Raw genomic sequence first — 26,390 nt, 5'->3', positions numbered from 1 at the left:
CAAGGGAATATTGGTGCGGCGCAAATCGCCTTCGCGAGCAAGCTCGCTCCCACATTGGACTGGGTTGCTCAAAAGGCACAGCAACACAAGAACTGTGGGAGCGAGCTTGCTCGCGAAGGGGCCGGTTCAGACGATCGGGAAACTGTTGAAGTCCACGCTATTGGCCAGTCGACTATCAATCAAATCGATAAACCCCTGCGCCTCGGGCCGGTTGAAATGCGCTTGCATCGCCGCTTCGGACTGCCAGCGGGCGCTGACCATCCAACGGTGGCTATCCTCGGGGCAGCGGTCGACCAGGTAAGAGTCGCAGCCCGGTGTTTCGCGCAGGGTGTCGACGATTTTCTGCAATTGCTTGCCCAGTTCGTCCGAACGGCCGGCGGCGGCTTGCACCTGGACGGTGTTGATCACTTCGTTGGACATTGCTCACACTCCTGAATCAGGCCGGACGAATCCTGCTCATTGAGGGATAACGCCTGTGCAGAATAGGCCCGCGCGGGTGAATCACCAATAACCAATCGGCAGTAAAAGCCTTATACCAACGGCTCATGACAGCTGTTCGAGGATGTCATGCAGGCGGTCCAGGGCGATGTCGATATCCAGCGTCTCGATGGCGCCAAAGCCGAAGTACAACGCGCTTTGCACCGGTTGCTGGTAATAGAAGCCGTCGATGGCGTACAGCCCGACCTCGACCTTTTTTGCCAGCTCGATCACCAGCGCCAGGTCGATCGGCTTCTTGCACAGCGCCGCCATATGAAATCCGGCGCTGGGCGGCACCGCTTCGAGCCACGGCGAGAGGTCGCCGGCCATGCGCGCCAGAATCCGTTCGCGGCGCTGCGCGTAAATGGTATGGCAGCGGCGGATATGCTTGAGCAGGCAGCCCTCGGCGATGAATTTGGCCAGCGCCCATTGCGGCAGAGTGGACGCATGCAGGTCGGTGAGCTGTTTGGCGCGGACCACCGCTTCGAGGATCGCCGGCGGCAGGATCGCATAACCCAAACGCAGCTCCGGCAGCAGGGTTTTCGAGAAGGTGCCGACGTAGGCAACGATGCCGCGCGGGTCCAGGCTGTACAGCGAATCGGTCGGACGGCCCTCATAGCGAAACTCGCTGTCGTAGTCGTCCTCGATAATGATCGCGCCCAGCTCATGGGCGCGGGCCAGCAAGGCCTCGCGCCGCGCCGGACTCATCGGCATGCCCAGTGGGAACTGATGCGACGGCGTGACGTAGATCAACTGCGTGTCATCGGGAATCAACTCGACCTGAATGCCTTCGGCATCCACCGGGATGCCAACCACTTCGGCGCCGTGGCTGGCGAACAGCAAGCGCGCCGGCGGGTAGCCGGGGTCTTCGATCGCCACCCGGCTGCCGGGGCTGATCAGTACGCGGGCGAGCAGGTCCAGCGCCTGTTGCGCGCCGTTGCACACCACAATGTCTTCATCCTGGCAGGTCACCCCACGGGAATACGCGATGTGCCGGGCAATCGCGTTGCGCAGCGCCGGCAAGCCCTCGGGCACGCTGTAGAAGCCTTTGGACGTTGCCATCTGGCGCATCGCATGGGCAACACAGCGCCGCCAGTCATCGTGGGGGAATTGGCCCTTGCTGGTGGCGCCGCCAATGAAGTCGTAGCGCAGCGAACCTTCAAGGGTCGGATGACGGAGAAATACCGGCAGGTTGCGCCAGCGCTCGATCAGTTCGGCGCTGGCCAGTTCGCTGTGGCTTTGTTTGCGCTGAACCTGCGCCGGGCGGGAGTTGACGTAAGTGCCTTTGCCGATTACGCCGGTGAGGAAATTTTCGTAGGTCAGTTGCGCATAGGTGTCGGATATGGTCTTGCGCGAGATGCCCAATTGCTCGGCCAGCAAGCGGCTCGGCGGCAACTGCGTACCCGCCGCCAACCGCCCGGATTCAATCGCCCCGCGCAACTGCTGATACAACTGACCGGCAAGATCCTTGCGGCCGTTGATCACGACATGAAGTTCCATACCGACGCGGCTCCTGGGGGGATTACAGTGTTGGGCAGATTAGCGCTTTGGGGCTTTTGGCAGTAGTTGCGTGGAGTAAAAACCGCAAATTGGCGCAAAACCCTTGTAGGAGTGAGCCTGCTCGCGATAGCGGCGGATCAGCCACATCAATGTTGAATGACACACCGCTATCGCGAGCAGGCGCACTCCTACATGGAAATTCGGTGAATCCGTTTTCGGCGGTGTGTCCATAATTCGCGAAATTGGGGCTGTAACACGGTCACGACGGCGCTTACCGTGAACTCATCATTCTTGCTCCCGAGACCCGCCCATGTCCCCGCGTCTGGATTATTACAGCGCTTCGCCCCAGGCAATGAAAGCGATGCTTGCCATGGAGGCGCTGACCGCCAGCCTGAGTATCGAACAACCGCTGCTGCAACTGATCCGCATCCGTGCGTCACAGCTCAACGGCTGTGCGTTCTGCGCTGACATGCACTCGGTGGATGCGCGGCGAGCCGGGGAGAGTGAACGGCGTTTGTATGCGCTAGCGGTGTGGCACGACAGCAACTTTTTCAACCCTCGCGAGCGTGCCGCGCTGGCCTGGGCCGAGGCGGTGACACTGTTATCGCAGAGCCGCGTGCCCGATGACGTCTATCAGCAGGCGCGCGAGCAATTCAACGAAGGCGAGTTGGTCGACCTGACCGTTGCGGTCAGCGCTATCAACAGCTGGAACCGCCTGGCGGTGAGTTTTCGCCAGACCCCGAGTGACTGATCAGTGCGAAAGCCTGTGGCGAGGGAGCTTGCTCCCGCTGGGGTGCGCAGCGCCCCTACATCTGCCGTGCCGGTTTGAATTGACATACCGCATGCTGAGGTTTTGCGACTGCTGCGCAGCCGAGCGGGAGCAAGCTCCCTGGCCACAAGGTGTGTCCTTCAGTTCGGTGGGCGTTGCGGTTTGACCGATGTGCCAAACGTGTTGCCCATCCGCGTACTCGTCGCCGCCGGAGTCGCCAGGCCGACCTGATTGGGCGGGCGCTTGCTTACTGGCATATTCAACGCCTCCTGGTTCTTCTGCGCCGCCGCCGCGCCGTCGGGGTTGTTGCCCATCTGCTGGCTCAGGCAATCGTAATTCGGCGCCTTGTAGCCGCCGACTGTCACCTCGACACAACCCAATGGCTGCTCGGCCCAGGCACTCGACAGCGCCGCCAGCAACAGCCCGCCCAGGGTGATTTTCCACAGTGTTTTCATGCTCGCCTCCTGGCCGGCCCGGAAGGGCCGCGCTATGGCTTGAGTCTAGTGCAAGCCCGGTGCAAATCCCGTGATGGTTTTTTTGCACCGGCCGTCACACCAGATTCATAAACAGCCCTCAGGATGACGCTTTTCAGGGGTACGTCAGCCGTGCAGCGAGGCAGTTCGAGGGACAGTCTTCAGCGTTCAGCGACGCACGTTTGTCTGGGGCTGCTGCTTGGCTTGCTCGCCGGCGAAGCGGGTGCTGAGCCGTCGCCGGCAGACCTGCGCATGACCTTGCACATACCGGCGCAGGACCTGGCGCCGGCACTGGATCAATACAGCCGCGCCACCGGCGTTGCGGTGCTGGTCGACAGCCAGTTGAGTCGCGGGCGGCGCTCGTTGGCGGTGGATGGCGAGTACACCGCTGCCGAGGCCTTGCGCCGTTTGCTCGGCGGCAGTGGGCTGATGGCGCGCTATGCCCGCGCCGACGCGTTCACCTTGCAAGTGGCCGAGGTCGAGGACGTGCCGGTGTCCGCCGACAAGCCATCGCCGGCCAGTGCTGCGTTAAACCGTAGCTACGCCACGGCGGTGCAAGCGGCGATCGAGCGCAACCTGTGTCGTTCGCCGCTGACCCGCCCGGGCAGCTATCGCGCGGTGTTGCAGGTGTGGGTCGGGCGCGACGGCGTGGTGCAGCACAACCGGCTGGTCACCTCGACCGGTGATGTACGGCGCGACAACGCGCTGGTGGAAAGTTTTCGCACGCTCACAATCGACCGGCCGACGCCCAGCGCCTTGCGCCAGCCGGTCACGTTGCTGTTGTTACCGCAATCGGCAGGGAAACGCATGGAATGCACCAGATGGGAAGGAGTTTCCGGGGGATGAAAGATGCCGGACAAAGCACGATGGGCCAGCTGTTCCTCAGCTCCTATGAGGATTTTCGCGTGCGCCTGCGCCGCCGCCTCGGCTCCGAGGACCTGGCCAACGATGTGCTGCACGAAACCTGGCTGCGGGTCGATCGCATGGAGACCCCGCCGAACCTGCTCAAGCCCAACGCCTACCTGTATCGCATGGCCCTGAACATCGCTGCCGACCGCCGTCAGGCCGACGCGCGTCTGCTCACCGGCACTGAAGTCGAGGAACTGCTGCAACTGGGCGACGAAGCCCTCGACCCGGCGCGAGTGGTCGGCGGGCAAAAGGAGATGCAGGCGTTGCTCAGCGCCCTGTACGAACTGCCCGCACGGCGTCGGCGGATCTTTATTGCCGCGCGGCTGGAGGAGGCGCCGCACCTGGAAATTTCCCAGCGATTCGGCATTTCCACGCGCATGGTCGAGAAGGAAATCAAAGCCGCGCTGGGCTTCTGCGCGGCGAAACTGGAAAGAAAAGTGTTTCAGCGGTTCGGTCGCGGGGCCGGAAAACCGTCTAGCGAAGAGTGACCCGATTAATCCGTTGAGAATCTGCGCGTTTGAACATCTTTCGACTGAAACCTGCCGAGCCTTCGGCCAGCGAGCATCTACAAAGCGAAGCCCGCGACTGGCTGATCCTCCTGACCTCAGGACGCGCCACCGTGGCCGACGCCCGCGCTTTGCGCCTGTGGTGCGAGCAGAGCGGCGAACATGCCCGGGCGTTCGAAGAGACCAAGCTGTTGTGGCATCGGCTGCAACCGGCCGCCGAAGCCGTGCAGGGCCGACGCACCTTCGGTCGACGGGCATTTCTCGGCGGCGCCATTGCCGCGTCCGCCGCATTCTTGCTGGTGCGCGGCACGATTCCCGGCGGGTTCGAAGGATTGGGCGCCGATTACATCACCGAAGTCGGACAGCAGCGACGGGTTGAGCTAGCGCAAGGTCTCAGCCTGGAACTGAACACCCAGACCCGCATCAATCAGCGCACCGTCGATAACGGCGTGCAGGGTTTTGAACTGGTCAGCGGCGAAGTCGAAGTGCAAACCGCACGCCTGCCGCTGGCGATGCAGGCCGGAGCAGGGTGGTTGCGGGCCAGTCAGGCGCGTTTCAACCTGCGCAACACGGATCAACAAGTCTGCGTGACCTGCCTCGATGGCACAGTCGAAGTCGACATCGAAGGCCGCAACTTGCGCCTCGAAGCGGGCCAGCAAGTCACCTATGACGCACGGCAAGTCGGCAACGTGCAAAGCGTCGACACCGCCGCCGTGATGAACTGGCGCCAGCAGGTGCTGGTCTTCAACGGCGCAACCCTCAGCCAGATGATCGACGAAATCAACCGCTACCGCCCCGGCATGTTGCTACTGCTCAACCGCGACCTCGGTCAACGTCGCGTCCAGGCCCGCTTCAGCCTCGACCAACTCGCCGGCGTCGCATTGCTAATCCGCGATGCCTACGGCGTCAAATGCACCGAACTGCCCGGTGGCGTGGTCGTCCTCAGCTAGCACTATTTTGGGGGATGGACCGAGTACATATCCATTGCTGCGGTAACGCCTGCTTAGGGTTTCGCCCTTACGGCGACTCACTTTTTTTACAAACGCCTAAAAAAAGTAAGCAAAAAAACGCTTGCTCCTACGTCCGGCCCACTCGCTAAAGCTCGGGGTTCCTTCGCTCCGGGATCGATCCGGGCGCAGCGGCTCCGGTTTGCTTCGCTGCACCTCCTTCCGCTGTGTTTGGCTGCGCCAAACGGTCGCTGCGCTCCCACCCCGAATGAATCCCTCCACTCAGCCTCCCGACGTCGCCGGTGAACCAAGATCAAGAGCTTTCGGCGAGCTGACACTCGGCCATTGAGTGGGGCGGCTTCGCCGCATGCTGTGCTCGCGAATCGAAATTGTAGGAGCTGGCCGGCCAACGACTGCCAGCCAACCGTTCCCCAACTGACTGCCCTCAATCCAATTGTAGGAGTGAGCCTGCTCGCGATTACGGTCTGTCAGCAGACCCATATCTACCGGCTGCACTCAGTCCACTTTGTGGGAGCTGGCTTGCCAGCGATGGCGGCCTACCAGCCAACCACCCTCCGACTGACCAAACCCAATCCAACTGTGGGAGCGGGCTTGCTCGCGAATGCGGCCTATCTGTGACACCTCTCTTAACTGACCCACCGCAATCGCGAGCAGGCTCACTCCTACAAAAAGCTGCGCTGATCTCAACTATTGCAGCGGCCCCATCACCTGCCGATACCGCTCAACCCCCTGCGCCGTCTGCCGACTCAACCGAATCTCCAAACCCAACGGATCCTCCCGCCGATTCCCACTCAACTGCCGCCACCCCTTATCCACCTCCCAAACCCGCACCTGCGCATCACTTACCTCATTCAAAACAGCAACCCCATTCCCCGGCGCCGGCAACGGATACCGACCCCGCGCCTCAGCCACCGCCCGATACAACGTGTCGCCCTTGACCCACCACCGAACCCGCTGCAACGCCCCCCGCTGATCCGCCGCACTGCGAATAATATCCAGCCGAAACCCCTTGCTATCACTACTGCGCACAGTAAGCGCAGCCGGCGCCGTCACCGGCTCATCATCCACCCCAACCTTCCTCGGCTCACTCAACTCAACCCCCGCACGCATGTCCACATCCCGCTGCAACTGATTCAACACTCGCAACAAACTGTCACTCTGCTCACTGCTCGCCTGCAAATGGCTGTCCGCCCGCGTCACACTGTCCAGCCCGCGCCAGGCAATCAAACTCACCACCGCCATCAGCAGAATCGCGACCATCACCTCGATCAGGGTAAAACCGTCCTGGCCCCTCATTGCAGACTGATCCGACCGCTACCATCACGCAGCACATTCATCCGATTCAAACCATCCGACAACGTCAATTGCAGCGGCGGATTAATCCACTCAGCGTTCAGCACGACTTTCTGCTTCGGCTCCACTCGCACCTCCACCTTCGGACTCTGCCAGGCACGCGGCCGCAACTGCGCATCCCCCGCAAAATGATCAAGCCCCTTGCCACTGTCGCTACGCCGACTAAACCGAAACCCCTTGGCATCGCTAAGCCAAACAATCGCCCGCCCATCAGCGCGGGCCTCCGCCTGCGCGACTTGCAGCAACTGCGCCACCCGCTCGGCATCCTTGCGCAGCAACTGCAACGGATCAGGCTTGATACTCAAACTGATCGCCGCACTGGCAATCCCAATGATCACCAGCACCACCATCAACTCGATCAGCGTAAAACCCAATTGCCTGTTCATCGCTCGCACGCTCCTTTGCATCACACGCCATCGTGCACGGCGAACATGTAAGGCATGTGAAATAAAACGGAGAGAATTACCGCGTAGGCTGGCAACAGGGACAACAAGGAGATCCAGCCCATGATGCTCGCCACACGCTTTTCCCCACCGCAGATGATTCAGGCACTGGCGCTGATTACAGCGCTGGTTGGCGTGGCGACGTGGTCTTCGCTGCTGCTGACGTCCGCTGAATCGCATACACCGGTAGTGGCTCCGCAGGTGCTGGCGGTGCGGAGTGATAGTCCGGCGTTGCAGTGGTTTTCCAATGAGACGGCGCCGGTGGATATCAAGGTGAGTGGGGTGATGGCGGGGGGGAGTGGGGCGGTGGCGATATTGAGTTTGAATGATGGGCCGCCGAGGAGTTTTTTGGTGGGGGAGAAGGTTGGGGTGGGGGTGAGGTTGGTGGGGGTTGAGGGGGATGGGGTGGTGATTGAGCGGGGGGGGGAGAAAGAGACGCTGACATTGGATAAATTGCCGGAAGGGCCAGCGTTGTTAAAGCTGACTCGGCCCTGAATCAGCGGGTTCAAGTTCTTTTTTTACCCCTTCGATATGGGCCAAAATTCAACAGCCTTTCAAGAGAGGAATCGACAAGCAGCGGACGTGATCACGCCCAGCCTGAACCGGATCGTTGTTAACTTCCGCGATCTGTCCAAAGCGTTCGTTCGGCTCAGCGTGGCTGGCAGCGAAACCGGGCATTGTAAACCAGCTACTGGTGCCTCATGATTAGCAAACATTACATTAGGTCTAATTGTTAGCACGGAGTAACTGGCTTGATAAAGGATCATCTTTCTACCGCCACGCTTGTAGTCGGCTTGGCTCTTTCATTTATTAGTTTTAATCAATGGTTCTCGGCGCCGGCAGTTGATTTGAGTGCGAGTGTCGAAACGAGCATTTACAAGTCTCATCCAAGCATTCAAACATATATTGATGAAGAGTTGAAAAGTAATTTAGAAATTGAGGATGATTTGCAGAAAAGTAGGAGGTGTTAAAGCTCAAAACTTTACGGGGCCGCAAATTTCCTTGGTGGCTAATTTGCTCAGAGAGCAAGCACTTAATACTAAGCACAGCTTCAATTTTGATGCTCGGACATTTCTCGTTTACAAAATTGATAACTCTGGTAACAAGGCTGCGACGAACGTCGCTCTTGTAAATTCACTGAGTGGAGTTGCGCTAGTTGATGGCGCTAATAAGTCCGTTAGAGTCGTGGGTAAAGAGCCTGTTGAATTGGGAGAGATTCCACCGCGCTCAACCAAGGTGGTGTATTTCTGGACTTCTGATTATTATTACTCTCGTGGTGATAATTCTTTTATAAAATACTCGGAAGGTACTGTTGATATTGACGCGATGGTTCCTTTGGGAGGAGTATACAAGCATTTTCATGACTATAGTTTTATGTATCAACTTCTGATATTTGCGGTTGCAGTCTCGTTGTTGGTTGTGTTTGTAGTTGACAAGTTTGTTGGAAAAGGTCCTGCGATTCTTGCTGCATCGGAGCAAGGAAGGAAGCCGAAGCGTAGAAGACGCCGATCTAGACCTAAGACCAGACCTGATTCGCAATCACGGAATTAGATTTATCAACTAAGGGGGTTGAATTATTTTCACAAAAAAAAGTCTCCCCTTTTGTTGAGTAAAAAGGGGGTAGATTTATTTTCCAGAAAATAGATCAATCCCCTTTGTTCATCTAACGGTACAACATCTGACGGGGCGACGTCTCAAGATCTGCCTAGTCATCGAACTTAACGGCATTACCGTTAGCCCGAACATAATAGTTATCGAATTCACCGCTTTCTACGAACACAAAGCCATGGCGAGTGTAAAAACGATTTGAGGCGCTTTCTTTGAGAGCTCCAACCTTGATGGGACGCCCGATCTCATCAGCCTCTCTGAAAATCCAAGTAAGAACTTCAGAGCCGATTCCTGCTCCTTGAGCACTGGGTATTACATACAAGTGGTCAAGCAGAAGCTCGCTCTGGTGGTCTTTGATTACGACAAAACCGACCAGATCACCTGATACTTCTATGCGGCGTGTGCTGTTAGCGTCGAACCCAGCAAGAAATCGTTCACGCGCACGATCCGGGTTAAATCGTCCAAGCCGTTCAAGACTCTCGCGCATGGCCTCAATCCTGGTGGCCACCAGATCTTCCAAGTCGTTATTGGAAGCTGCGCATAAAACGACAGCGGAATTTTGATCAGCGGAGGCTGGCATTTCAAGCACCCTAAACATAGCCGGTCAGTCATTATAGAAAACAGAATCCGCATCACCACTGCTGTCTCGGTTCAATGGAGGCGATGGCATCAGCTTCAGGACGATGTGTTCACCGGACGCTTTCGTCTGTTGGGGCAACGGGACGGATCTGCCGTGGGATCCGAGACCCACTCAGGAGTTCGCTAAACGCCAATGTTTAAAAAGACATCTCCGGTCACGCTCTCAGGCTACATATCCTTGCGCCTTTGCCTACAGCTACGCCAGAATCCGCCGGCTTGTGCGCCTTGGGGGTGGGTTCTATTGTGGTCGGGTCGCTGACGAATCAGCGATCGGGTTTGGTAGCCCGGCTTAGACTTGGCGCATAGCGTCACCCGATTCAGTCCTTCTTGGCGCTGCGTCTTTATGGTGGCCATGCGCAGGGCGTCTTCGGGCGCGCCGGTTCTCCAAGTCACCGGTCTACCAACCTTCGTATGGCCACCACCCCTTCGTTTGGTAGCGAAAAGATGATGGCTCCTTTTCTATGATTTGGAGATTCACTCATGATCAAACCAACACCCAACCCGCCCGAAACCGATCCCACGTCTCCCTACGAATCCCTCGATTCAAACAAGCTCCACGAAGCCGCTGACCGTGCGCTCGATCATTACCTCTCGCCACCCAATCTCCTGCCCCCGCCACGTAAGGCCCGTGGAATGTATGCGGTAACGGCGGATACCAAGAATGAAGAACTGCTGGCCGATGCCAGTGAAACGCTTGCTTCGGCGAAGACGATTGCTCAGGACATTTCCAGTCTGTTGCCGGCGCCGCAGCGTCGGGCGTTGTTGGGGGTTGCGCAACTGATCATGTTGGGGGAGTTGGCGGTGAATCGGGCGCTGAATAATCTTGAGTTGCCGGGTTGATCTAGGTGTTCGGGGCGCCAGGGGCTGATTTGGTGTTGGTTCTGGCGCTTTCGCGAGCAGGCTCGCTCCCACAGGGTTTTATGTTGATCACAGATATTACGTACGACGTTGAACCTTTGGGAGCTTGCTGGCAGCAATGGCGACGGCACCTGCGCGGCCATGTGAACGAAGTTATCCGTTTAGGCGCTGCCGATGGCTGCGATCGGCCTGTTGAACCGAGTCACGACAAACGCGTACCCCAGCGGATCTGCCCGTTTGCCGTTAATTCACGAAGTTTTTCTTGCCATGCTGCGCGATCGGTCTTGGGAGTTACCGGATCGACAACGAGATACTGCCTGTCACACCACGCATCGATTTGGCCGAGCCAATAAGTTTGTCCGGCGTGCCCGGTGTCGAGGCGCTCCAACAGGTAGCCAAGTTGTTGCCATGTTGGGACCAGGCCAAAAATGGCGCTGCGTCGCTTTGACGTTAGTTCGTGCCAGTCTCTATCGAGTTTGGTCATCAATCCGATGCGCAGTAAAGGCCACAATACTTTGTCCAGTTGAGCACCCGCCACCGCAAATACTTTCTCCGATGGATCATCGAGCGCTTCGAACAGCTCAGGCAGTTGATCATCGCGAAGCAAGCGCGTTGCTGCCTGTCGCACCGTCACATAGGTCGAGCGCAGCGCGGGTGTATGCCATCGCTCTGGCAAATCGACAGCCAGTTCTGTAGCGAGCCCGAGCACGCCCAGCCAATGTTGTTTCGATGTGGGCAAAGGCTGACTTAAACGTTCGGTCAGGACTGCATGAGCATCAACATCGTTACGAGACGCAGCCCAAAGCGCCAGATTGCGTACTGCCGGTGAAGCATCTATCAACGCTTCGCGCAGTACAGGTTTTGGATCTGAAAGCAGCGGTAGCAGCGCGTAAAGCACGCGTACGCGGATCTTCGCACCGGGCCTCGACATGGCTTCACGGAGCAACGGCAGACTTTGGGTCGCCGGCAATGTCAGACTCGCCGACACCGCCATCAACCGTACCGTCGACTCGCGATGAGCCAGAGCGTTGCGTATCAGCGCTTCTGGAACCTCGGCGCTTTCCAGCAAAAGCGTAAATAGGTAACGCGCGGCTTTGCTCTGGCGATCTAAAAAGTCGGCGTACACCTCATCCCGGCAATCCGCGGATTGCAACATGGCGCGTACTGTCGACACAGTTTGCCCGTGGTCGACCCTGCGTTGCGCAGCCAATGCCATCAAGGGTCCAAGTGCGGACAACCATGCCTGGGTATGAGCAGGTGACAGGTAGTGTTTCAGTCCTTGGGCTGCCAAGTCGCGAACCTGAGGCACCCAATCGTTCAGACGTTCGATCAACACGGTTAACGCTTCAGCGGAAGGCTGCCTGCACAGTTCTCGCACAGCGACTTCCCGTACGAAACCGTTGGAGTGATTGCTCACGTCTGCCCATGTGCCGGTGTTTCCAAAGCGGGCGAGTATCTCCAGCGCCTCGTTGCGCCGATAGTCCTCATAAGTGGAAGGCTGTCCTTGCTTGCGTGATAGCCGAGCCAGCCAGTCTTGTGTTGTGTTCATGGGGCAGTCCTGTGCTTCCTTGCGGGGGCATATTGTTTGCACGAGGCCGGCAGGCTACGCGACTTGCTCTCGCGAGCAAAATGCTCTGGCAGGAGACGAATCCATTTAGGGGGAGGGGCGCGCAGTACGATCTTGATAAACACCAGTGTTTAAAAAGACATCTCCAGTCACGCTCCCAGGCTACACATCCTTGCGCCATTGCCTACAGCTAAGCCAGAATCCGCCGGCTTGTGCGCTTTGAGGGCGGGTTCTATCGTGTTGCGGTCGCTGACGTATCAGCGATCGGGTTTCGCAGCCCGGATCAATCAAGGCGCACAGCGCTCCAGTTCGTTGCCATTTTTGGCAATGGTGCTTTATGGCGGCTGTGCGCGGGATACCTTCGGGTATGCCGGGTGCCTTGATTCCCGGTCTGCGAACCTGCGTACAGCTGCCACCTCTCTTCGTTTCGCAGCGAAACGTGGCGGCTCCAATAATCAAGGAGTGTCACCATGATCAAACCAACACCCAACCCACCCGAAACCGATCCCACATCCCCTTACGAATCCCTCGATTCAAACAAACTCCACGAAGCCGCCGACCGTGCGCTCGATCATTACCTGACTCCACCCAATCTCCTGCCTGCCCCGCGTAAGGCCCGTGGGATGTATGCGGTGACTGCGGATACCAAAAACGAAGAACTGCTGGCCGATGCCAGTGAAACGCTTGCTTCGGCGAAGACGATTGCTCAGGACATTTCCAGTCTGTTGCCAGCGCCGCAGCGGCGGGCGTTGTTGGGGGTTGCTCAACTGATCATGCTGGGGGAGCTGGCGGTGAATCGGGTGATGGATAATTTGGAGGTGGCGGGGTGATGTGATGTGCGGGGGCGCCAGCGGGTTGATTTGTCGTTTGGGCTGGCGCTTTCGCGAGTAGGCTCGCTCCCACAGGGGTTTGTGCTGATTACAGAGTCGTAGACTAGGCTGAGATCCCCACCTTTTCTGCTTTCGGCGTCGAGCTTGGCAAAATCAGTGATGGATTCGATTAAGTAGAGAGGTGGTCAGCCATCACCCTTGGGGGTGATGGTTTGGCGCATGACTCAGTTCAGATATTCGGTGTGTAAGAGAAACCTTGCGAAGCTTCGGTATCGGAGAACGGTGTTACGCGAGTTTTCTTGTTGAACAGGCCATTGACGACCGAGCCTGGGAACATTTCGATGGAGTTGTTGAACAATTCGACGTTGCGGTTGTAGATGGTGATGGCTGCGCCGACGTTCTCTTGTTGTTCGGCAATTTCACGCATCATGTTGTTCGCCGCTTCTGATGCTTTGAGGTCAGGGTAGGCTTCGAAAGCGATGCGCAAGCCACCCATCAGCTCCCGCGAGGCGGTTTCAACGGTGGCGAGGGAACCGCCGTTCGCGTCAGCAGGAAGGGCGTTGATTGCGCTGCGCAGACCGATGATTTTTTCGAGGAGGCTGGCTTCATAAACCATGAAGTCTCCAAGTACCTTTTGAAGCTGGTCGAGTACTTTGGTCTTCTGGCGTTCGTAAACGAGGACATCCGACCAGGCACGTTGTACTCGGTTGTGTCCCCCGATGATGCCGTTATAGACGCTGAAGCCCACTATGATAATGGCGCCAGCGCTAACAGCGGCAAGGATGAGTGCAATGTCCATGGCTTACTTCTCTTGGCGGTTTGTAGGGGGAAGGGAGCTGAAGTTGTCATCGTGCAGTTCACTGAGTTCATGGCTCCATTGGAGCGCAGACATCAGGCGCGGCAGCTCGATACCGGCAGCAATTTCAGCGTGAAAATAGTTGGGTGAAGACAGCGAATACTGAGCACCGTACGCGAACAGGTCGCTGCTCTCGAAGCTGAGGCAGAGCTTTCCACTGTCGGAGAACTCCAGGTTCGGACTATCGAGGAGGTCGAATAGCTTCAGCAAATGGAGCACCGTCGACGGCTTGATGAATTTCGCACAGAGCATTTCGTTGCGACCGGTTAAACGGAACGCTTTGTTGAAATCGGGAGAAGCCGTGTCCATGGGCTGCGAATAGTCATTTTCTGTCTGGAAATCAGATCTGATAGATATTCCGGAGACCCAGGGAAAGTCGATGACCAAACTGTACCGGTCGTAGTGGTCATGGATGACCCGAGTTTCCGTTTTGGTATTGCCCTTTTCGTCCGTAACCGTGGTAAGCATCTCTCGTTGATTAACAAAGTGCAGCTGGCGGTACGTGTAAGGGAGCTTGCGCAACGTGCCGGTAAATGCACCCTGGATCGACTCGACCAGCTCGCGGCTGTAGTCGCCCCGGCGGTAATCACCAAATTCCTCGTCCAGCTTCTTAAGGGTCGTGGTCGAGTCTTCTTTCAAGAAAGTCAGTTCGTTGTGGAAGCAGGATGACCGTCGAGCAATTGTCTTACTGAGCGAAGGCAACCGATCGGATTTGGATGTCATCCATTTGAGACTCCAAACGGCAATCACGATGCCAAGCAAACCAGCGCTCATGCCGAACGAGTAGGGATTAATTTCCAACCGGTGAAAGAACTGAGCGACGCTATAGATCTTCCCAACCCAATGAAGGGCCACAGCGCTCGCGATCAATAACAGGCTAGCGCCGAATAACCACCATGCGTGTGTGCGATCGAATTCGAGCGGGCCATTGTACGAGGCGAACTCTTGGATCACCTTCAATAAGTCGGTGTTGGACTCAGCCCTTTCTACACTGGCTTCGCTCGCAGTCAGCAACTTATCTAATCTCGCGTTCTGCGAAGTGTTGGGCATGTAGACATCCATCAACGAGAGCAAGGTAGAAAGCTCGCACAAGAATAGGAATGGCTTCTTGGTTCTAGGTTTCCCGCAGGCCCGAGGTATTCGGATTCAGATGGAAGAGTTAGTAATTCAGGGGCGCTAGGTGCGCGAGCAGTGGCCCGGACTGAAAATTCGGATTTATTCATATCTGTCAAAAGTATGGGAAAGGAGTGGACAATACCATTGTCATGCGGAGACTGCTTCTGGCCAATATCCGCCTCTGGAAATGATCGGTATTCGACGGGCAATCGGCGTTCGGTCATTGCGCAATGAAAGTTGCGTTACAGCCCGTGGGATGTATGCGGTGACTGCGGATAGCAAAAAACGAAGGCCTGTCGGCTGATGCCATTGAAACACTCGTTTCGCCCAACACTCTTGCTCAGGGCATTTCAAGTCTGTTGCCCCCCGTCGCAGCGCCGGGCGTTGTTGGGGATTGCGCAGTTGATCATGCTAGGAGAGTTGGCGGTGAATCGGGCGTTGGATAATCGGGAATTTTCGGGTTGATGCGAAGGCTGGGAACACCTGTCGGTTGATCGGGTGTTTGTTCTGGCGCTTTCGCGAGCAGGCTCGCTCCCACAGGGGTTAGTGCTGATTACAGAGTCGTAGACTAGGCTGGGATCCCCACCTTTTCTGCTTTCAGCGTCGAGCTTGGTAAAATCAGCGATAGATTCGGTTAAGTAGAGAGGTGGTCAGCCATCACCCTTGGGGGTGATGGGTTTGGCGCATGACTCAGTTCAGATATTCGGTGTGTAAGAGAAACCTTGCGAAGCTTCGGTGTCCGAGAACGGTGTTACGCGAGTTTTCTTGTTGAACAGGCCATTGACGACCGAGCCTGGGAACATTTCGATGGAGTTGTTGAACAATTCGACGTTGCGGTTGTAGATGGTGATGGCTGCGCCGACGTTCTCTTGTTGTTCGGCAATTTCACGCATCATGTTGTTCGCCGCTTCTGATGCTTTGAGGTCAGGGTAGGCTTCGAAAGCGATGCGCAAGCCACCCATCAGCTCCCGCGAGGCGGTTTCAACGGTCGCGAGGGCATTGCCGTTTGCGCCGGCGGGGAGGGCGTTGATCGCGCTGCGCAGGCCGGTGATTTTTTCCAGGAGACTGGCTTCATAAACCATAAAGTCTCCAAGCACCTTTTGAAGCTGGTCGAGCACTTTGGTCTTCTGGCGTTCGTAAACGAGAACGTCCGACCAGGCGCGTTGTACTCGATTGTGGCCCCCGATGATGCCGTTGTAGATGCTGAAGCCCACTATGACGATGACGACAGCGATAACAGCGACGAGGATGAGTGCAATGTCCATGCTTATTTCTCTTGGCGGTTTACAGGGGGAAGGGAGCTGAAGTTGTCATCGTGCAGCTCACTGAGCTCGTGGCTCCATTGGAGCACAGACATCAGGCGCGGCAGTTCGATACCGGCATCAATTTCTGCGTAAAACTCGTTGAGTGAAGTCAGCGAATACTCCGTACCGAACGTGAACAGGTCGTTGTTTGCAAAGCTGAGGCAGAGTTTTCCGTTGTCGGAGAACTCCAGGTTGGGACGATGGAGAATGTCGAATAGCTTCAGCAAGTGCAGCACTGTCGAAGGCTTGATGAATTTTGCACAGAGTATCTCGCTCTGGCCCGTCAACCGGAATGCTTTGTTGAAATCCAGAGAAGCCGTGTCCATGGGCCACGAATAGTCGTTCTCTGACTGATCATCAGATCTGACGGATATACCGGTCACCCATGGAAAGTCGATGACCAGGCTGTATCGGTCGTAGTGGTCGTACACCACGCGCGTCTCCGTTCTTTTGTTTCCATCTTTGTCGGTCACCGTGGTGTGCACCGTGCGTCTGTTGACGTAGTGCAACTGGCGGTACGTGTACGGGACTTTGCGCAGCGTGCCGGTGAATACACCCTGAATCGATTCAACCAACTTGCGGCTGTAGCTGCCCCGGCTGTAATCACCAAATTGCGCATCCAGCCTGTTGAGGGTTCGGTCCGAATCTTCTTCCAGGAAGATCAAACCGTTGTGAAAGAAGGACGACAGTTGAGCAATTCTGCTGCTGAGCGAAGGCAAGCGACCAGATTTGGATTTCATCCATGCCAGACTCCAAACGACAATCACCAGGCCGAGCAAACTAGGCACCATGGCGTAAAAGTCGGGATCAAGTTGCAGCCGGTAAAAAAAATAAACGACGCTGTAGGTGTTCTCAAACCAGTAGAGGGCCACAGTGCTTGCAATCAATAACAGGCCAGTGCCGAAAAACCACCATGCGCGTGTGCGATCGAATTCGAGCGGGCCATTGTACGAGGCGAACTCTTGGATCACGTTCAATAGGTCGGTCTTGGATTCGGCGCTTTCAACACTGGCCTCGCTCACAGCCAGCAACTTTTTTAATCTCGCGTTCTGCGACGTGTTGGGCATGTCAGGTATCCATTGATTCAGGGATGCCTGGCGCGGGAGCAGCCGCCCGGATTGAGGATTCGGTGCTATTCATAATCTGTCAGAAATTTGAAAAAGGAGGGGACGATAGCATTGTCAGGGCAATGATGGCTTCTGGCCTGTCTCAGTATTTGGAAATGTTTCTTCTGGGAGGGGGATAAAAGCTACCCTCACCCCAGCCCTCTCCCTCGGGAGAGAGCTAGGGTGAGGGGCTTCCCGGCCGTGACAACAGGGTCTCCAGTCTGGCCAACGGCGGCGCATCCTGGTTGCGGTCGAATACTTGGATGCCGATCTTGAGCAGTCGTCCGTTTTCTGCGCTGGCGATCAACTGTTCGCAGCGCAACAACAATCTTCCTTGATCACATTCAACAGCCTTCATCCCATTCGGCAATCGGGCTTCCAGACGTAGCTCAGCCATCCGACTCTGCGCCGCAATCAACGCAATCGAGCGATCCCGCAACACCCCATTACTCTGCGTCATCAACCCCGCCACGCGCACAGCCGCCGACATCGCCACGGCAATAATCGCCAGTGCGACCAGCACTTCAATCAGGGTGAATCCTGCTTCTCCATTACGCGGGCGCATCAAAGTCTCAAGACAAGAAACAACCCCTGACGCTAACCCCCGTCCTTGACGGCTTGACGACCAAAACACCCGAGGATTTTCAACATCCCTGACATATCTTCTTGCAACACTGCGCGTCGAAATCGAATCAAGTCAGGGAATGTCGAGATGGATATCGCACCGTGCACACCGCTTCATCAACCGCTGCGCAAGCCGCGCGGGCAGCAGGGTTTTACGCTGATCGAGATCATGGTGGTCGTGGTGATTCTGGGCATTTTGGCGGCGATGGTGGTGCCCAAGGTGCTCGACCGGCCGGATCAGGCGCGGGCGACGGCGGCGAAGCAGGATATTGGTGGGTTGATGCAGGCGTTGAAGTTGTATCGCCTCGACCACGGCACGTATCCGAGCATGAATCAGGGCTTGAAAGTGCTGGTTGAACGTCCGGCGGATGCGAAGAACAGCAACTGGCGTTCGTACCTTGAGCGTTTGCCGAATGACCCGTGGGGCCGTCCTTATCAGTACCTCAATCCTGGCGCCAACGGCGAGATCGACATCTTTTCCCTCGGTGCCGACGGTCAGCCTGACGGCGACGGTGTGAATGCCGATATCGGTTCCTGGCAGCTGTAAGGCTGGCGATGAACACGCGTTCGCTCAATGGGGCGAAGCAACAGGGCATGGCGATTATCAGCGCGTTGTTGATTGCGGCCGTGGTGGCGGTGATCGCGGCGGGCATGTTGACGCGCCAGAGTGTGGCGACCCGTGCGTTGGAGGCCGATCAGCAGCGGATTCAGGGGCGTTGGGTGGTGCAGGGTGGGCTGGAGATCAGCCGCCAATTGCTCTGGGACGCGCGTCTGCGCGATCCGCTGACTCGGCTCGATCAGCCTTGGGCGCAGCGTTTCAGCGCACAGGGTTTCGAGGGGCGGCTGGAGGATGAGCAGGGCAAGTTCAACTTGCGCAATCTGGTGGCCAACGAGCGGGTCGACGAGGTGCAGGTCGCGGCGTTTCAGCGTTTGTGCGAGTTGATCGGGGTCAGCGCCGGGCTAAGCCAGCGCATCAGCCAACGGGTGATTGCTTCCTACCCGCGATTGCTGAGTCCGCAGATTGCCGAGACATCAAAAGCCGGTTTTGACAGTGGCCGAATCACCTCGCCGGACGCTTCACGCAAACCGCAAAAACCGACGCTGCCGATGCTGCGCAGCATTGATGATCTGCGCAGTGTCGACGGGGTAAATGAAGCGGTGATGGGCAAACTGGCGCCATACCTGACCGTGATTCCTGCGACGACGTGGCTCAACGGCAACACCGCCACCGCGCCAGTCTTGGCCGCTTACGTGCCGGGGCTGTCGCTGGAGCGTGCGCAGGCCTTGATCAATGAGCGCGATGCCGGGCGCTGGTTTATCAACCGTGGCGATTTCGTCAACCGCTTGCGCATGCCGCAACTGGAGTTGACCAGCGTAAAAGTCGGCATCACCAGTGACTGGTTTCGCCTGCGTGGCGAGGCGCGGCGGGATCAGCGTCGGGTCAGGCTTGAGGCGTTGTTGCATCGTAGTCAGGACCGGTTGCCGCAAGTGATTTGGTCGCGGGTGGGGGTATGACCCAGTTGAAGGTTGCATTACCGCCGCTGGCGGAACTCGATTTGAACAGCGGGTTGAACTGCGCCTGGCTGGATCGTCAGGGCCAGGTCAGCCGCGAAGAACGGCTCAGTCTGGGTGAGTTGGGGCAACGGTCGAAATCGGCGCCGCTGCTGTGTTTTCTCCACCCGGCCGACAGCCTCTTGGCGAGTCTCGATGTGCCGCCGTTGCCAGCCAACAAAATGGTCGCGGCGGTGCAGTGTGCGGCGCAGGCCTTGATGCTCGGTGACAGTCGCGAGATGCACATCGCACACAGCCCTCGGGACGAGGCCGGGCAGGTGCAAATTGCCTGGGCACCTCGGCAGCAGTTGCTGCGGTTTGCTCAGTTACTCAAACAGGCCGGGCTGACGCTGCGCGGTCTCTACCCGGCCCCTTACAGTTTGCCGGTGCTGCCCGGCAGCGTGGCGTGCGTGCAGGACGGGCATTTGCTGCTGCGCGACAGCGTGCAAGTGGCGCGGGTGCAGCCGTTGTTCGATGACGGCCTCGACGGTGTGATGTGGGCGCCGGGCATCACGCTGCACTGGATCGGTGATCATCCGCCGATGGGCGCCGAACTGCCGATGAGCGATGCGCAGCGCTGGACCGGGCCGCTTCCCGGCTGGGGTCTGCATGGCGCGGTGCAAACACAAAACACCGAGCACCGCGGCTGGGGCCGGGCGCTCGGGTTGTCAGCGTTGGCCGTGGCGGTGTGGGTGATCGGTTTGAACCTGTACGCCGCCCGCGAAGCCAGTCAGGGTCAGCAATTGAAAGCCCGGATGAGCCTGCGGGTGAAGCAGGTGTTTCCGGAGTTGCCGGTGATTCTCAACCCGTTGCAGCAGGCCCGTCAGCAACTGGCCGTGCGGCAGAAGGGCGCGGCGGATGATCCGGCGCAGACCTTCAACCGTCTGGTGTTGCAGGCCGGCAGCGGCATACCGTCGATGGCCGGCAGTGTCGAGCGGTTGGCGTTTGTCGACGGTACGTTGCAACTCGGTTTGCTCAGCGATGCGCGCCGTGGCGGTAACGATCAGACGTGGCAAAGCACCTTGGCGCAGGCCGGCATCAGCGTCACCGCCGACGAAGCAGGCTGGACGTTGCGCCCGGTCAATGAAGCCACCCCAAGCGAAAACGACGACAGCAGCGGAGCAGAAGATGAATAGGGCGACGCTGGCGACATACCGCGCCAAGTGGCAACGGCTTAACGCTCAGTTGCAGGCCCGCTGGCAGCCGCTGGCGCCACGGGAAAAACGCATGGTCGGCGGCATGGCCGTAGCGCTGGTGGGCCTGTTGCTGTGGGTCGCGCTGATCCAGCCGCCGCTGAAGAAAATTGCTTATTGGCAAGCCGAAACCCCCAAGTTGCGCGCTCAGGCCGAAGCGCTGGAAGTGTTGCTGCGGGAAGTCAGCGTGCGCCCGGACGGGCAAAGCGTGGCGCAATCGCTGGAGCAGACTCTGCAGGCCAGCGGCCTCACCGAGCACTATCAATTACAGGCCGGGGAGGCCGGCGCGTGGCAGCTGACCTTCGATGCCGCACCGGCCGATGCCGTGCTCGACTGGCTGTTAAGCACGCCGTCGCAACTTTCTCTGCACGTGGTCGAGGCGCGCCTGCAACGCGCCGGCGAAGCCTCGACCGAAGTCACTGCCGGCACATTGTCAGGCACCGTTCGCATGGATCAGGCGCAGGGCGCTAAGGAAGCTTCATGAAGGAGTCACGCTGCAAACCGGCACGTCTGGCGCTGCCGTTGTTGCTGATGGCGTTGAGCGCGTGCAACAGCACCACGGCGCCGCAGAATCAGCCGCCGCTGCTGGTCGACAGTGAACTCGGTCGGCCGTTGGCCAACACCCAGCGCAGCGGTGATGCGGTGGCCGATCGCGAACGGGCGCAGGCCCAGGCGCGACCGGCGCCCAAGCAGTTGCACAACATCAGTCAGCGTGGGCGCGGTGGTGCTGCGGCGCCGAGCAACGCAGTCGCCCGCAATCCGTTGGGCGAGCAACCGGTGACGCTGAATTTTGTCGAGGCGGATATTCAGGCGGTGGTGCGTGCATTGTCGCGGGCCACCGGGCAGCAATTTCTCGTCGATCCACGGGTCAAGGGCACGCTGACGCTGGTGTCGGAAGGTCAGGTGCCAGCGCGGCAGGCCTACGACATGCTGCTCGCGGCGCTGCGCATGCAAGGTTTCAGCGTGGTTGATGTGGGCGGCGTGGCTCAGGTCGTTCCCGAGGCCGATGCCAAACTGCTTGGCGGGCCGATCTACAGCGCCGACAAACCCGCCGGCAACGGCATGCTCACGCGCACGTTTCGCCTGCAATACGAGAATGCGGTGAACCTGATTCCGGTGCTGCGTCCGATCGTTTCGCCGAACAATCCGATCAACGCTTACCCGGGCAACAACACCATCGTCATCACCGATTACGCCGAGAACCTGACCCGCGTCGCGCAGTTGATCGAAAGCATCGACACACCGAGCGCCATCGACACTGACGTGGTGCAGATCCAGAACGGCATTGCCGCCGACATCGCGCCGATGGTCGCCGACTTGCTCGACGCGCCGGGCAACGACCCGACGCAGAAAATCGCCGTGATCGGCGACCCGCGTTCCAATACCATCATCATTCGCGCCGGCAGCCCCGAGCGCACCGAGCTGGCGCGCAACCTGATCTACAAGCTCGACAACGCGCAGAGCAATCCGAGCAATCTGCACGTGGTCTATCTGCGCAATGCGCAGGCGGCGAAACTGGCGCAAGCCTTGCGCGGTTTGCTCACCGGGGAAAGTGACAGCGGCAGCAGCGACACGGCGCGGTCGGTGCTCAGCGCGATGGGCAGCAGCACCGGCGGCAATGCCGGGCAGAACGGCCAGAGCAGCACGCCGAGCACTGGCACGACAACCTCGACTGGCAGCGGCGGAACCGGCGGCAGCTATGCGCAGGGCAATGGCGGCACGGCCAGCAGTGGTGGCACGCAGAGCAGCGAACAGAACGTTGCCTTCAGCGCTGGCGGTGTGACGATTCAGGCCGACGCCACCACCAACACGTTGCTGATCTCTGCGCCGGAGCCGCTGTATCGCAACTTGCGTGAAGTCATCGACTTGCTCGACCAGCGCCGCGCGCAGGTGGTGATCGAGAGCTTGATCGTCGAAGTCGGCGAGGACGATGCCAGCGAATTCGGTGTGCAATGGCAGACCGGCAATCTTGGCGGCAAAGGCGTGATCGGCGGTGCCAATCTCGGCGGCTCGGGTCTTAATACCAATGGTAAAACCAGCATCGACGTACTGCCTCAAGGGTTGAACCTCGGTTACGTCAACGGCACCGTCGACATCCCCGGCATCGGCAAGATTCTGGATTTGAAAGTGTTGGCTCGGGCGCTGAAGAGCAAGGGCGGCACCAACGTGCTGTCGACGCCGAACCTGCTCACGCTGGACAACGAAGCGGCGAGCATTTTTGTCGGCCAGACCATTCCGTTTGTCAGCGGCAGCTACGTCACCGGCGGCGGGGGCACCAGCAACAACCCGTTCCAGACTGTGACGCGCGAGGAGGTGGGCCTGAAGCTCAATGTGCGTCCGCAGATTTCCGAGGGCGGCACGGTCAAGCTGGATATCTATCAGGAAGTCAGCAGCATTGATGAGCGCGCGTCCAACAGCGTGACCTCGGCGGGCATCGTCACCAACAAACGTGCGATCGACACCAGCATTCTGCTCGACGACGGCCAGATCATGGTGCTTGGCGGTTTGCTCCAGGACGGTTACAGCCAGAGCAACGACGCGGTGCCGTGGCTGTCGACGATTCCGGGAATCGGCGCGCTGTTTCGCAACGAACGCCGGGCGACCACCAAGACCAACCTGATGGTGTTTCTGCGCCCGTACATCATCCGCGACAGCGACGCGGGGCGCAGCATCACCCTCAACCGCTACGACTTCATGCGCCGCGCCCAAGGCCGGTTACAGCCAGAGCGCAGTTGGGCGATGCCGGACATGCAGGCGCCGCAATTGCCGACGTCGGCGCAGGGCGTGCCGCCTTCAGGCCCGCGCGCAACGATCAAGGCTGTGCCGATTGAAGCAGTGCCACGCCTATGAGTCGAATGATGATTGTGGCGAGGGAGCTTGCTCCCGCTCGGGGGCGCAGCCGCCGTAATTGCGCTGCACTCAGTGTATCTGAGAAACCCGGTGTGCAGGGGTTGGGTCTGCTGCGCAGCCCCAGCGGGAGCAAGCTCCCTCGCCACAGGGATCAGGTGCAGCCGCGGATCCGCAGGAGAGGTGTCTCGTGAGTAAGTTGCCGTATGCCTGGGCCAAAGCGCAGCGGATTCTGCTGCGCGACGATGTGCTGACGGTGTGCCCGTCGACGCCCGGCTGGTCGATCAGCGAGGTGCGCCGGCAGTTTGGTGCGGCGCAGATCGAGCGGGTGCGCGATGATGAACTCGACGGTTTGCTCGCCGCCGCGTACGCCGACACCGGCAGTGCGGCGGCGGTGGTGGGCGCCGCTGAGAACGAAGTCGACCTCGACCGCCTGATGCAGGACATGCCAGAAATCACCGACCTGCTCGACACCCAGGACGGTGCGCCGGTGATTCGCATGATCAACGCCTTGCTGACTCAGGCTGCGCGCGACGAGGCCAGCGACATTCACATCGAGCCGTTTGAAACCCATTCGGTGGTGCGCTACCGAGTCGATGGCACGCTGCGTGACGTGGTCTCGCCGCGCAAGGCCCTGCACGGTGCGCTGGTGTCGCGGATCAAGATCATGGCGCAGCTCGATATTGCCGAAAAACGCTTGCCGCAGGACGGTCGCATCGCTTTGCGCGTAGCGGGGCGACCGATCGATATTCGCGTCTCGACGGTGCCGACCGGGCATGGCGAACGCGTGGTGATGCGCCTGCTCGACAAGCAGGCCGGACGCCTGCAACTGGAGACCCTGGGCATGGACGCGCAGGTACTGGCCAAACTCGATCATCTGATCCGCCAGCCCCACGGCATCGTGCTGGTCACCGGCCCGACCGGCAGCGGCAAGACCACCAGCCTCTACGCCGCGCTGGCCCGACTTGACGCGAGCACCAGCAATATCCTCACCGTGGAAGACCCGGTGGAATACGATTTGCCGGGCATCAGCCAGATTCAGGTCAATGCCAAGATCGACATGACCTTTGCCTTGGCGCTGCGGGCGATTCTGCGCCAGGACCCGGACATCATCATGATCGGCGAGATCCGCGATCTGGAAACCGCACAAATCGCTGTGCAGGCTTCGCTCACCGGACATTTGGTACTGGCGACGCTGCACACCAACGATGCGGTATCGGCGGTCAACCGTCTGGTCGACATGGGCGTTGAGCCGTTTCTGCTGGCCTCATCGATGCTCGGTGTACTTGCGCAGCGCCTGGTGCGGCGCCTGTGCAATCAATGCAAACAGGAAGACCCGGCCACGCCCGGCACATGGCGTCCCGTCGGCTGCGCGGCGTGCAATCAAACGGGTTACAGCGGTCGCACCGGCATTCACGAATTGTTCTGCATCGACGAAGACATCCGCACGCTGATTCATCAAGGGGCAGGGGAGCAGGCTTTGCGCGCCGCTGCCGCCAAAGCAGGAATGTTCAGCCTGCGTGAGGACGGTGAGCGCTGGATTCGCAGCGGTGCCACCGCGCCGGAAGAAATCCTTCGCGTGACACGGGACGCCTGATGAATCGCTATCGTTTTGAAGCCGCCGACGCGAGCGGAAAAATTGAGTCCGGGCACCTTGAGGCCGACAGCCAGAGCGCGGCGTTCAGTGCCTTGCGCGGACGTGGCCTGACGGCGCTGTCGGTGCACGAAGAAAGCAATGTCGCTCGGCAGGGCGGCGGCGGTTTGTTCAGCGCGCGGCTGTCGGACAACGATCTGGCCTGGGCCACGCGCCAATTGGCGAGCCTGCTCGGCGCCAGTCTGCCGCTTGAAGCCGCGTTGAGTGCAACGGTCGAGCAAGCCGAGAAAAAGCACATCGCCCACACCCTCAGCGCGGTGCGTGCCGATGTGCGCAGCGGCATGCGTCTGGCTGAATCGCTGGCGTCGCGGCCACGGGATTTTCCCGAGATTTACCGCGCGCTGATTGCGGCGGGGGAAGAGTCCGGCGACTTGGCCCAGGTGATGGAGCGGCTGGCCGATTACATCGAGGAGCGCAACAACCTGCGCGGCAAGATTCTCACGGCGTTCATCTATCCGGGAGTCGTAGGATTGGTGTCGATCGGCATTGTGATTTTCCTGCTCAGCTATGTGGTGCCGCAGGTGGTCAGTGCGTTTTCCCAGGCGCGGCAGGATTTGCCCGGTCTGACGTTGGCGATGCTCACCGCCAGTGATTTCATCCGTGCGTGGGGTTGGTTGTGCGCGGCGCTCATGGCCGGGGCGTTCTGGAGCTGGCGGTTGTATTTGCGCAACCCGGCGGCGCGTTTGAGCTGGCATCACCGGGTGCTGAAGTTGCCGCTGTTCGGGCGTTTCATTCTCGGCTTGAACACCGCGCGCTTCGCCTCGACCCTGGCGATTCTCGGCGGCGCCGGGGTGCCGCTGTTGCGCGCTCTGGAGGCAGCGCGGCAGACGCTGTCCAATGACCGCTTGAGCCTGAGCGTCAGCGAAGCCACGGCCAAGGTGCGCGAGGGGGTGAATCTGGCGGCGGCGTTGCGCGTGGAAAATGTGTTCCCGCCAGTGCTGATCCACCTGATCGCCAGCGGCGAAAAAACCGGCTCGTTGCCGCCGATGCTCGAACGGGCGGCGCAGACCTTGTCGCGGGATATCGAGCGGCGGGCGATGGGCATGACCGCGCTGCTCGAGCCGCTGATGATTGTGGTGATGGGTGGGGTGGTGCTGGTGATTGTGATGGCGGTGTTGTTGCCGATTATTGAGATCAACCAACTCGTGCAATAGGCCGAATGGGTGGTGGCTGGGCTGGCGCTATCGCGAGCAGGCTCACTCCTACAGGGGAATGCATTTCAAATTGTAGGAGTGAGCC

At 59.1% G+C, this 26,390-nt stretch carries 27 protein-coding genes and 1 pseudogene; 16 read left to right on the top strand and 12 right to left on the bottom strand.

Features of this window, described 5'->3' with window-relative positions:
* Positions 1-126: 126 nt before the first annotated feature.
* The gene (locus HU743_RS24580) at positions 127-420 is read right to left on the bottom strand and encodes a putative quinol monooxygenase (protein WP_186551684.1); all 294 of its coding nucleotides are present in this window, start codon (positions 418-420) and stop codon (positions 127-129) included.
* 123 nt (positions 421-543) lie between these two features.
* Entirely contained in the window at positions 544-1,977 is a 1,434-nt protein-coding gene (locus tag HU743_RS24575; protein ID WP_186651768.1) for a PLP-dependent aminotransferase family protein, read from the bottom strand.
* Positions 1,978-2,287: 310 nt separating this feature from the next.
* Here HU743_RS24575 and HU743_RS24570 point away from each other — a divergent pair, with 310 nt between their 5' ends.
* On the top strand, positions 2,288-2,728 hold the full coding sequence (locus HU743_RS24570; protein ID WP_186651766.1) for a carboxymuconolactone decarboxylase family protein: 441 nt from the start codon (positions 2,288-2,290) through the stop codon (positions 2,726-2,728).
* Between the two features lie 158 nt (positions 2,729-2,886).
* Here HU743_RS24570 and HU743_RS24565 read toward each other — a convergent pair whose 3' ends face one another.
* Complete coding sequence (locus HU743_RS24565; protein WP_186620169.1) at positions 2,887-3,201, bottom strand: hypothetical protein; 315 nt, start codon at positions 3,199-3,201, stop codon at positions 2,887-2,889.
* Between the two features lie 123 nt (positions 3,202-3,324).
* Between HU743_RS24565 and HU743_RS24560 the strand changes: the two genes are divergently transcribed.
* Genes HU743_RS24560 through HU743_RS24550 form a run of 3 tightly spaced genes read left to right on the top strand, consistent with a single transcriptional unit; the run spans position 3,325 to position 5,584 of the window.
* A complete protein-coding gene (locus tag HU743_RS24560; RefSeq protein ID WP_186651764.1) occupies positions 3,325-4,065 on the top strand; it encodes a secretin and TonB N-terminal domain-containing protein in 741 nt (246 codons plus the stop codon).
* The gene (locus HU743_RS24555) at positions 4,062-4,616 is read left to right on the top strand and encodes an RNA polymerase sigma factor (protein ID WP_186651762.1); all 555 of its coding nucleotides are present in this window, start codon (positions 4,062-4,064) and stop codon (positions 4,614-4,616) included. The genes HU743_RS24560 and HU743_RS24555 overlap by 4 nt, the downstream gene beginning before the upstream one ends.
* Before the next feature lie 29 nt (positions 4,617-4,645).
* Positions 4,646-5,584, top strand: a complete 939-nt coding sequence (locus HU743_RS24550; RefSeq protein WP_186651760.1) for a FecR domain-containing protein — start codon at positions 4,646-4,648, stop codon at positions 5,582-5,584.
* 705 nt (positions 5,585-6,289) lie between these two features.
* Here the strand turns inward: HU743_RS24550 and HU743_RS24545 are convergent.
* Both HU743_RS24545 and HU743_RS24540 read right to left on the bottom strand, forming a co-directional pair.
* Positions 6,290-6,898 (bottom strand): prepilin-type N-terminal cleavage/methylation domain-containing protein, encoded by a 609-nt coding sequence (locus HU743_RS24545; RefSeq protein ID WP_186651758.1) that lies wholly within the window; start codon positions 6,896-6,898, stop codon positions 6,290-6,292.
* Positions 6,895-7,341: a GspH/FimT family pseudopilin gene (locus HU743_RS24540; protein ID WP_186651757.1), complete on the bottom strand. Its 447-nt coding sequence runs from the start codon at positions 7,339-7,341 to the stop codon at positions 6,895-6,897. The genes HU743_RS24545 and HU743_RS24540 overlap by 4 nt, the downstream gene beginning before the upstream one ends.
* Positions 7,342-7,461: 120 nt before the next feature.
* Between HU743_RS24540 and HU743_RS24535 the strand changes: the two genes are divergently transcribed.
* The gene (locus tag HU743_RS24535; RefSeq protein ID WP_186651755.1) at positions 7,462-7,893 is read left to right on the top strand and encodes a type II secretion system protein N; all 432 of its coding nucleotides are present in this window, start codon (positions 7,462-7,464) and stop codon (positions 7,891-7,893) included.
* Positions 7,894-8,340: 447 nt separating this feature from the next.
* Positions 8,341-8,949, top strand: coding sequence for a hypothetical protein (locus HU743_RS24530; protein ID WP_186651753.1), 609 nt, complete (start codon positions 8,341-8,343; stop codon positions 8,947-8,949).
* A gap of 154 nt (positions 8,950-9,103) precedes the next feature.
* Here HU743_RS24530 and HU743_RS24525 read toward each other — a convergent pair whose 3' ends face one another.
* On the bottom strand, positions 9,104-9,586 hold the full coding sequence (locus tag HU743_RS24525) for a GNAT family N-acetyltransferase (protein WP_186651751.1): 483 nt from the start codon (positions 9,584-9,586) through the stop codon (positions 9,104-9,106).
* Positions 9,587-10,125: 539 nt separating this feature from the next.
* Between HU743_RS24525 and HU743_RS24520 the strand changes: the two genes are divergently transcribed.
* Entirely contained in the window at positions 10,126-10,485 is a 360-nt protein-coding gene (locus HU743_RS24520) for a DUF6124 family protein (protein ID WP_186651749.1), read from the top strand.
* Positions 10,486-10,705: 220 nt separating this feature from the next.
* Here the strand turns inward: HU743_RS24520 and HU743_RS24515 are convergent, their stop codons facing one another.
* Complete coding sequence (locus tag HU743_RS24515) at positions 10,706-12,052, bottom strand: PBS lyase (protein WP_186651747.1); 1,347 nt, start codon at positions 12,050-12,052, stop codon at positions 10,706-10,708.
* 488 nt (positions 12,053-12,540) lie between these two features.
* Here HU743_RS24515 and HU743_RS24510 point away from each other — a divergent pair, with 488 nt between their 5' ends.
* Positions 12,541-12,900: a DUF6124 family protein gene (locus HU743_RS24510; protein WP_186620121.1), complete on the top strand. Its 360-nt coding sequence runs from the start codon at positions 12,541-12,543 to the stop codon at positions 12,898-12,900.
* A gap of 229 nt (positions 12,901-13,129) precedes the next feature.
* On the opposite strand, the gene HU743_RS24505 is transcribed toward HU743_RS24510, so the two are convergent.
* Both HU743_RS24505 and HU743_RS24500 read right to left on the bottom strand, forming a co-directional pair.
* Positions 13,130-13,699: a LemA family protein gene (locus HU743_RS24505; protein WP_186620120.1), complete on the bottom strand. Its 570-nt coding sequence runs from the start codon at positions 13,697-13,699 to the stop codon at positions 13,130-13,132.
* A 3-nt stretch (positions 13,700-13,702) separates the two neighbouring features.
* Positions 13,703-14,806, bottom strand: coding sequence for a hypothetical protein (locus HU743_RS24500; protein WP_186651745.1), 1,104 nt, complete (start codon positions 14,804-14,806; stop codon positions 13,703-13,705).
* A 316-nt stretch (positions 14,807-15,122) separates the two neighbouring features.
* Here HU743_RS24500 and HU743_RS27265 point away from each other — a divergent pair.
* A pseudogene (locus tag HU743_RS27265) lies at positions 15,123-15,337 on the top strand (hypothetical protein); the annotation flags it as partial.
* 230 nt (positions 15,338-15,567) lie between these two features.
* Here the strand turns inward: HU743_RS27265 and HU743_RS24495 are convergent.
* The 3 genes from HU743_RS24495 to gspI all read right to left on the bottom strand — a co-directional run bounded on the left by HU743_RS24495 (position 15,568) and on the right by gspI (position 17,847).
* Positions 15,568-16,137 (bottom strand): LemA family protein, encoded by a 570-nt coding sequence (locus tag HU743_RS24495; RefSeq protein WP_159245424.1) that lies wholly within the window; start codon positions 16,135-16,137, stop codon positions 15,568-15,570.
* Between the two features lie 2 nt (positions 16,138-16,139).
* The gene (locus tag HU743_RS24490; protein WP_186651743.1) at positions 16,140-17,243 is read right to left on the bottom strand and encodes a hypothetical protein; all 1,104 of its coding nucleotides are present in this window, start codon (positions 17,241-17,243) and stop codon (positions 16,140-16,142) included.
* 217 nt (positions 17,244-17,460) lie between these two features.
* The gene (gene gspI / locus HU743_RS24485; RefSeq protein ID WP_186651741.1) at positions 17,461-17,847 is read right to left on the bottom strand and encodes a type II secretion system minor pseudopilin GspI; all 387 of its coding nucleotides are present in this window, start codon (positions 17,845-17,847) and stop codon (positions 17,461-17,463) included.
* A 147-nt stretch (positions 17,848-17,994) separates the two neighbouring features.
* On the opposite strand from gspI, the gene gspG reads away from it, so the two are divergent.
* The 7 genes from gspG (at position 17,995) to gspF (ending at position 26,305) form a co-directional block, all read left to right on the top strand.
* Complete coding sequence (gspG, locus tag HU743_RS24480; protein ID WP_186620105.1) at positions 17,995-18,453, top strand: type II secretion system major pseudopilin GspG; 459 nt, start codon at positions 17,995-17,997, stop codon at positions 18,451-18,453.
* 8 nt (positions 18,454-18,461) lie between these two features.
* Complete coding sequence (gene gspK, locus HU743_RS24475; protein ID WP_186651738.1) at positions 18,462-19,421, top strand: type II secretion system minor pseudopilin GspK; 960 nt, start codon at positions 18,462-18,464, stop codon at positions 19,419-19,421.
* Complete coding sequence (gene gspL, locus HU743_RS24470) at positions 19,418-20,593, top strand: type II secretion system protein GspL (protein WP_186651736.1); 1,176 nt, start codon at positions 19,418-19,420, stop codon at positions 20,591-20,593. Before gspK ends, gspL begins: the two co-directional genes overlap by 4 nt.
* Positions 20,586-21,134: a type II secretion system protein GspM gene (gene gspM / locus HU743_RS24465; RefSeq protein WP_186651734.1), complete on the top strand. Its 549-nt coding sequence runs from the start codon at positions 20,586-20,588 to the stop codon at positions 21,132-21,134. Before gspL ends, gspM begins: the two co-directional genes overlap by 8 nt.
* Positions 21,131-23,500 (top strand): type II secretion system secretin GspD, encoded by a 2,370-nt coding sequence (gene gspD / locus HU743_RS24460; RefSeq protein WP_186651732.1) that lies wholly within the window; start codon positions 21,131-21,133, stop codon positions 23,498-23,500. The genes gspM and gspD overlap by 4 nt, the downstream gene beginning before the upstream one ends.
* Before the next feature lie 187 nt (positions 23,501-23,687).
* Positions 23,688-25,094 carry a type II secretion system ATPase GspE gene (gspE, locus tag HU743_RS24455; protein WP_186651730.1) on the top strand — a complete coding sequence of 469 codons (1,407 nt, stop codon included), beginning with the start codon at positions 23,688-23,690 and terminating at the stop codon, positions 25,092-25,094.
* Complete coding sequence (gene gspF, locus HU743_RS24450) at positions 25,094-26,305, top strand: type II secretion system inner membrane protein GspF (protein ID WP_186651728.1); 1,212 nt, start codon at positions 25,094-25,096, stop codon at positions 26,303-26,305. Before gspE ends, gspF begins: the two co-directional genes overlap by 1 nt.
* The last annotated feature ends 85 nt before the right edge of the window (positions 26,306-26,390 follow it).

Source organism: Pseudomonas sp. SWRI99 (assembly GCF_014270125.1).
GTDB classification, from domain to species: Bacteria; Pseudomonadota; Gammaproteobacteria; order Pseudomonadales; family Pseudomonadaceae; genus Aquipseudomonas; species Aquipseudomonas hamedanensis.
This window is presented reverse-complemented; position numbering and strand designations above follow the sequence as displayed.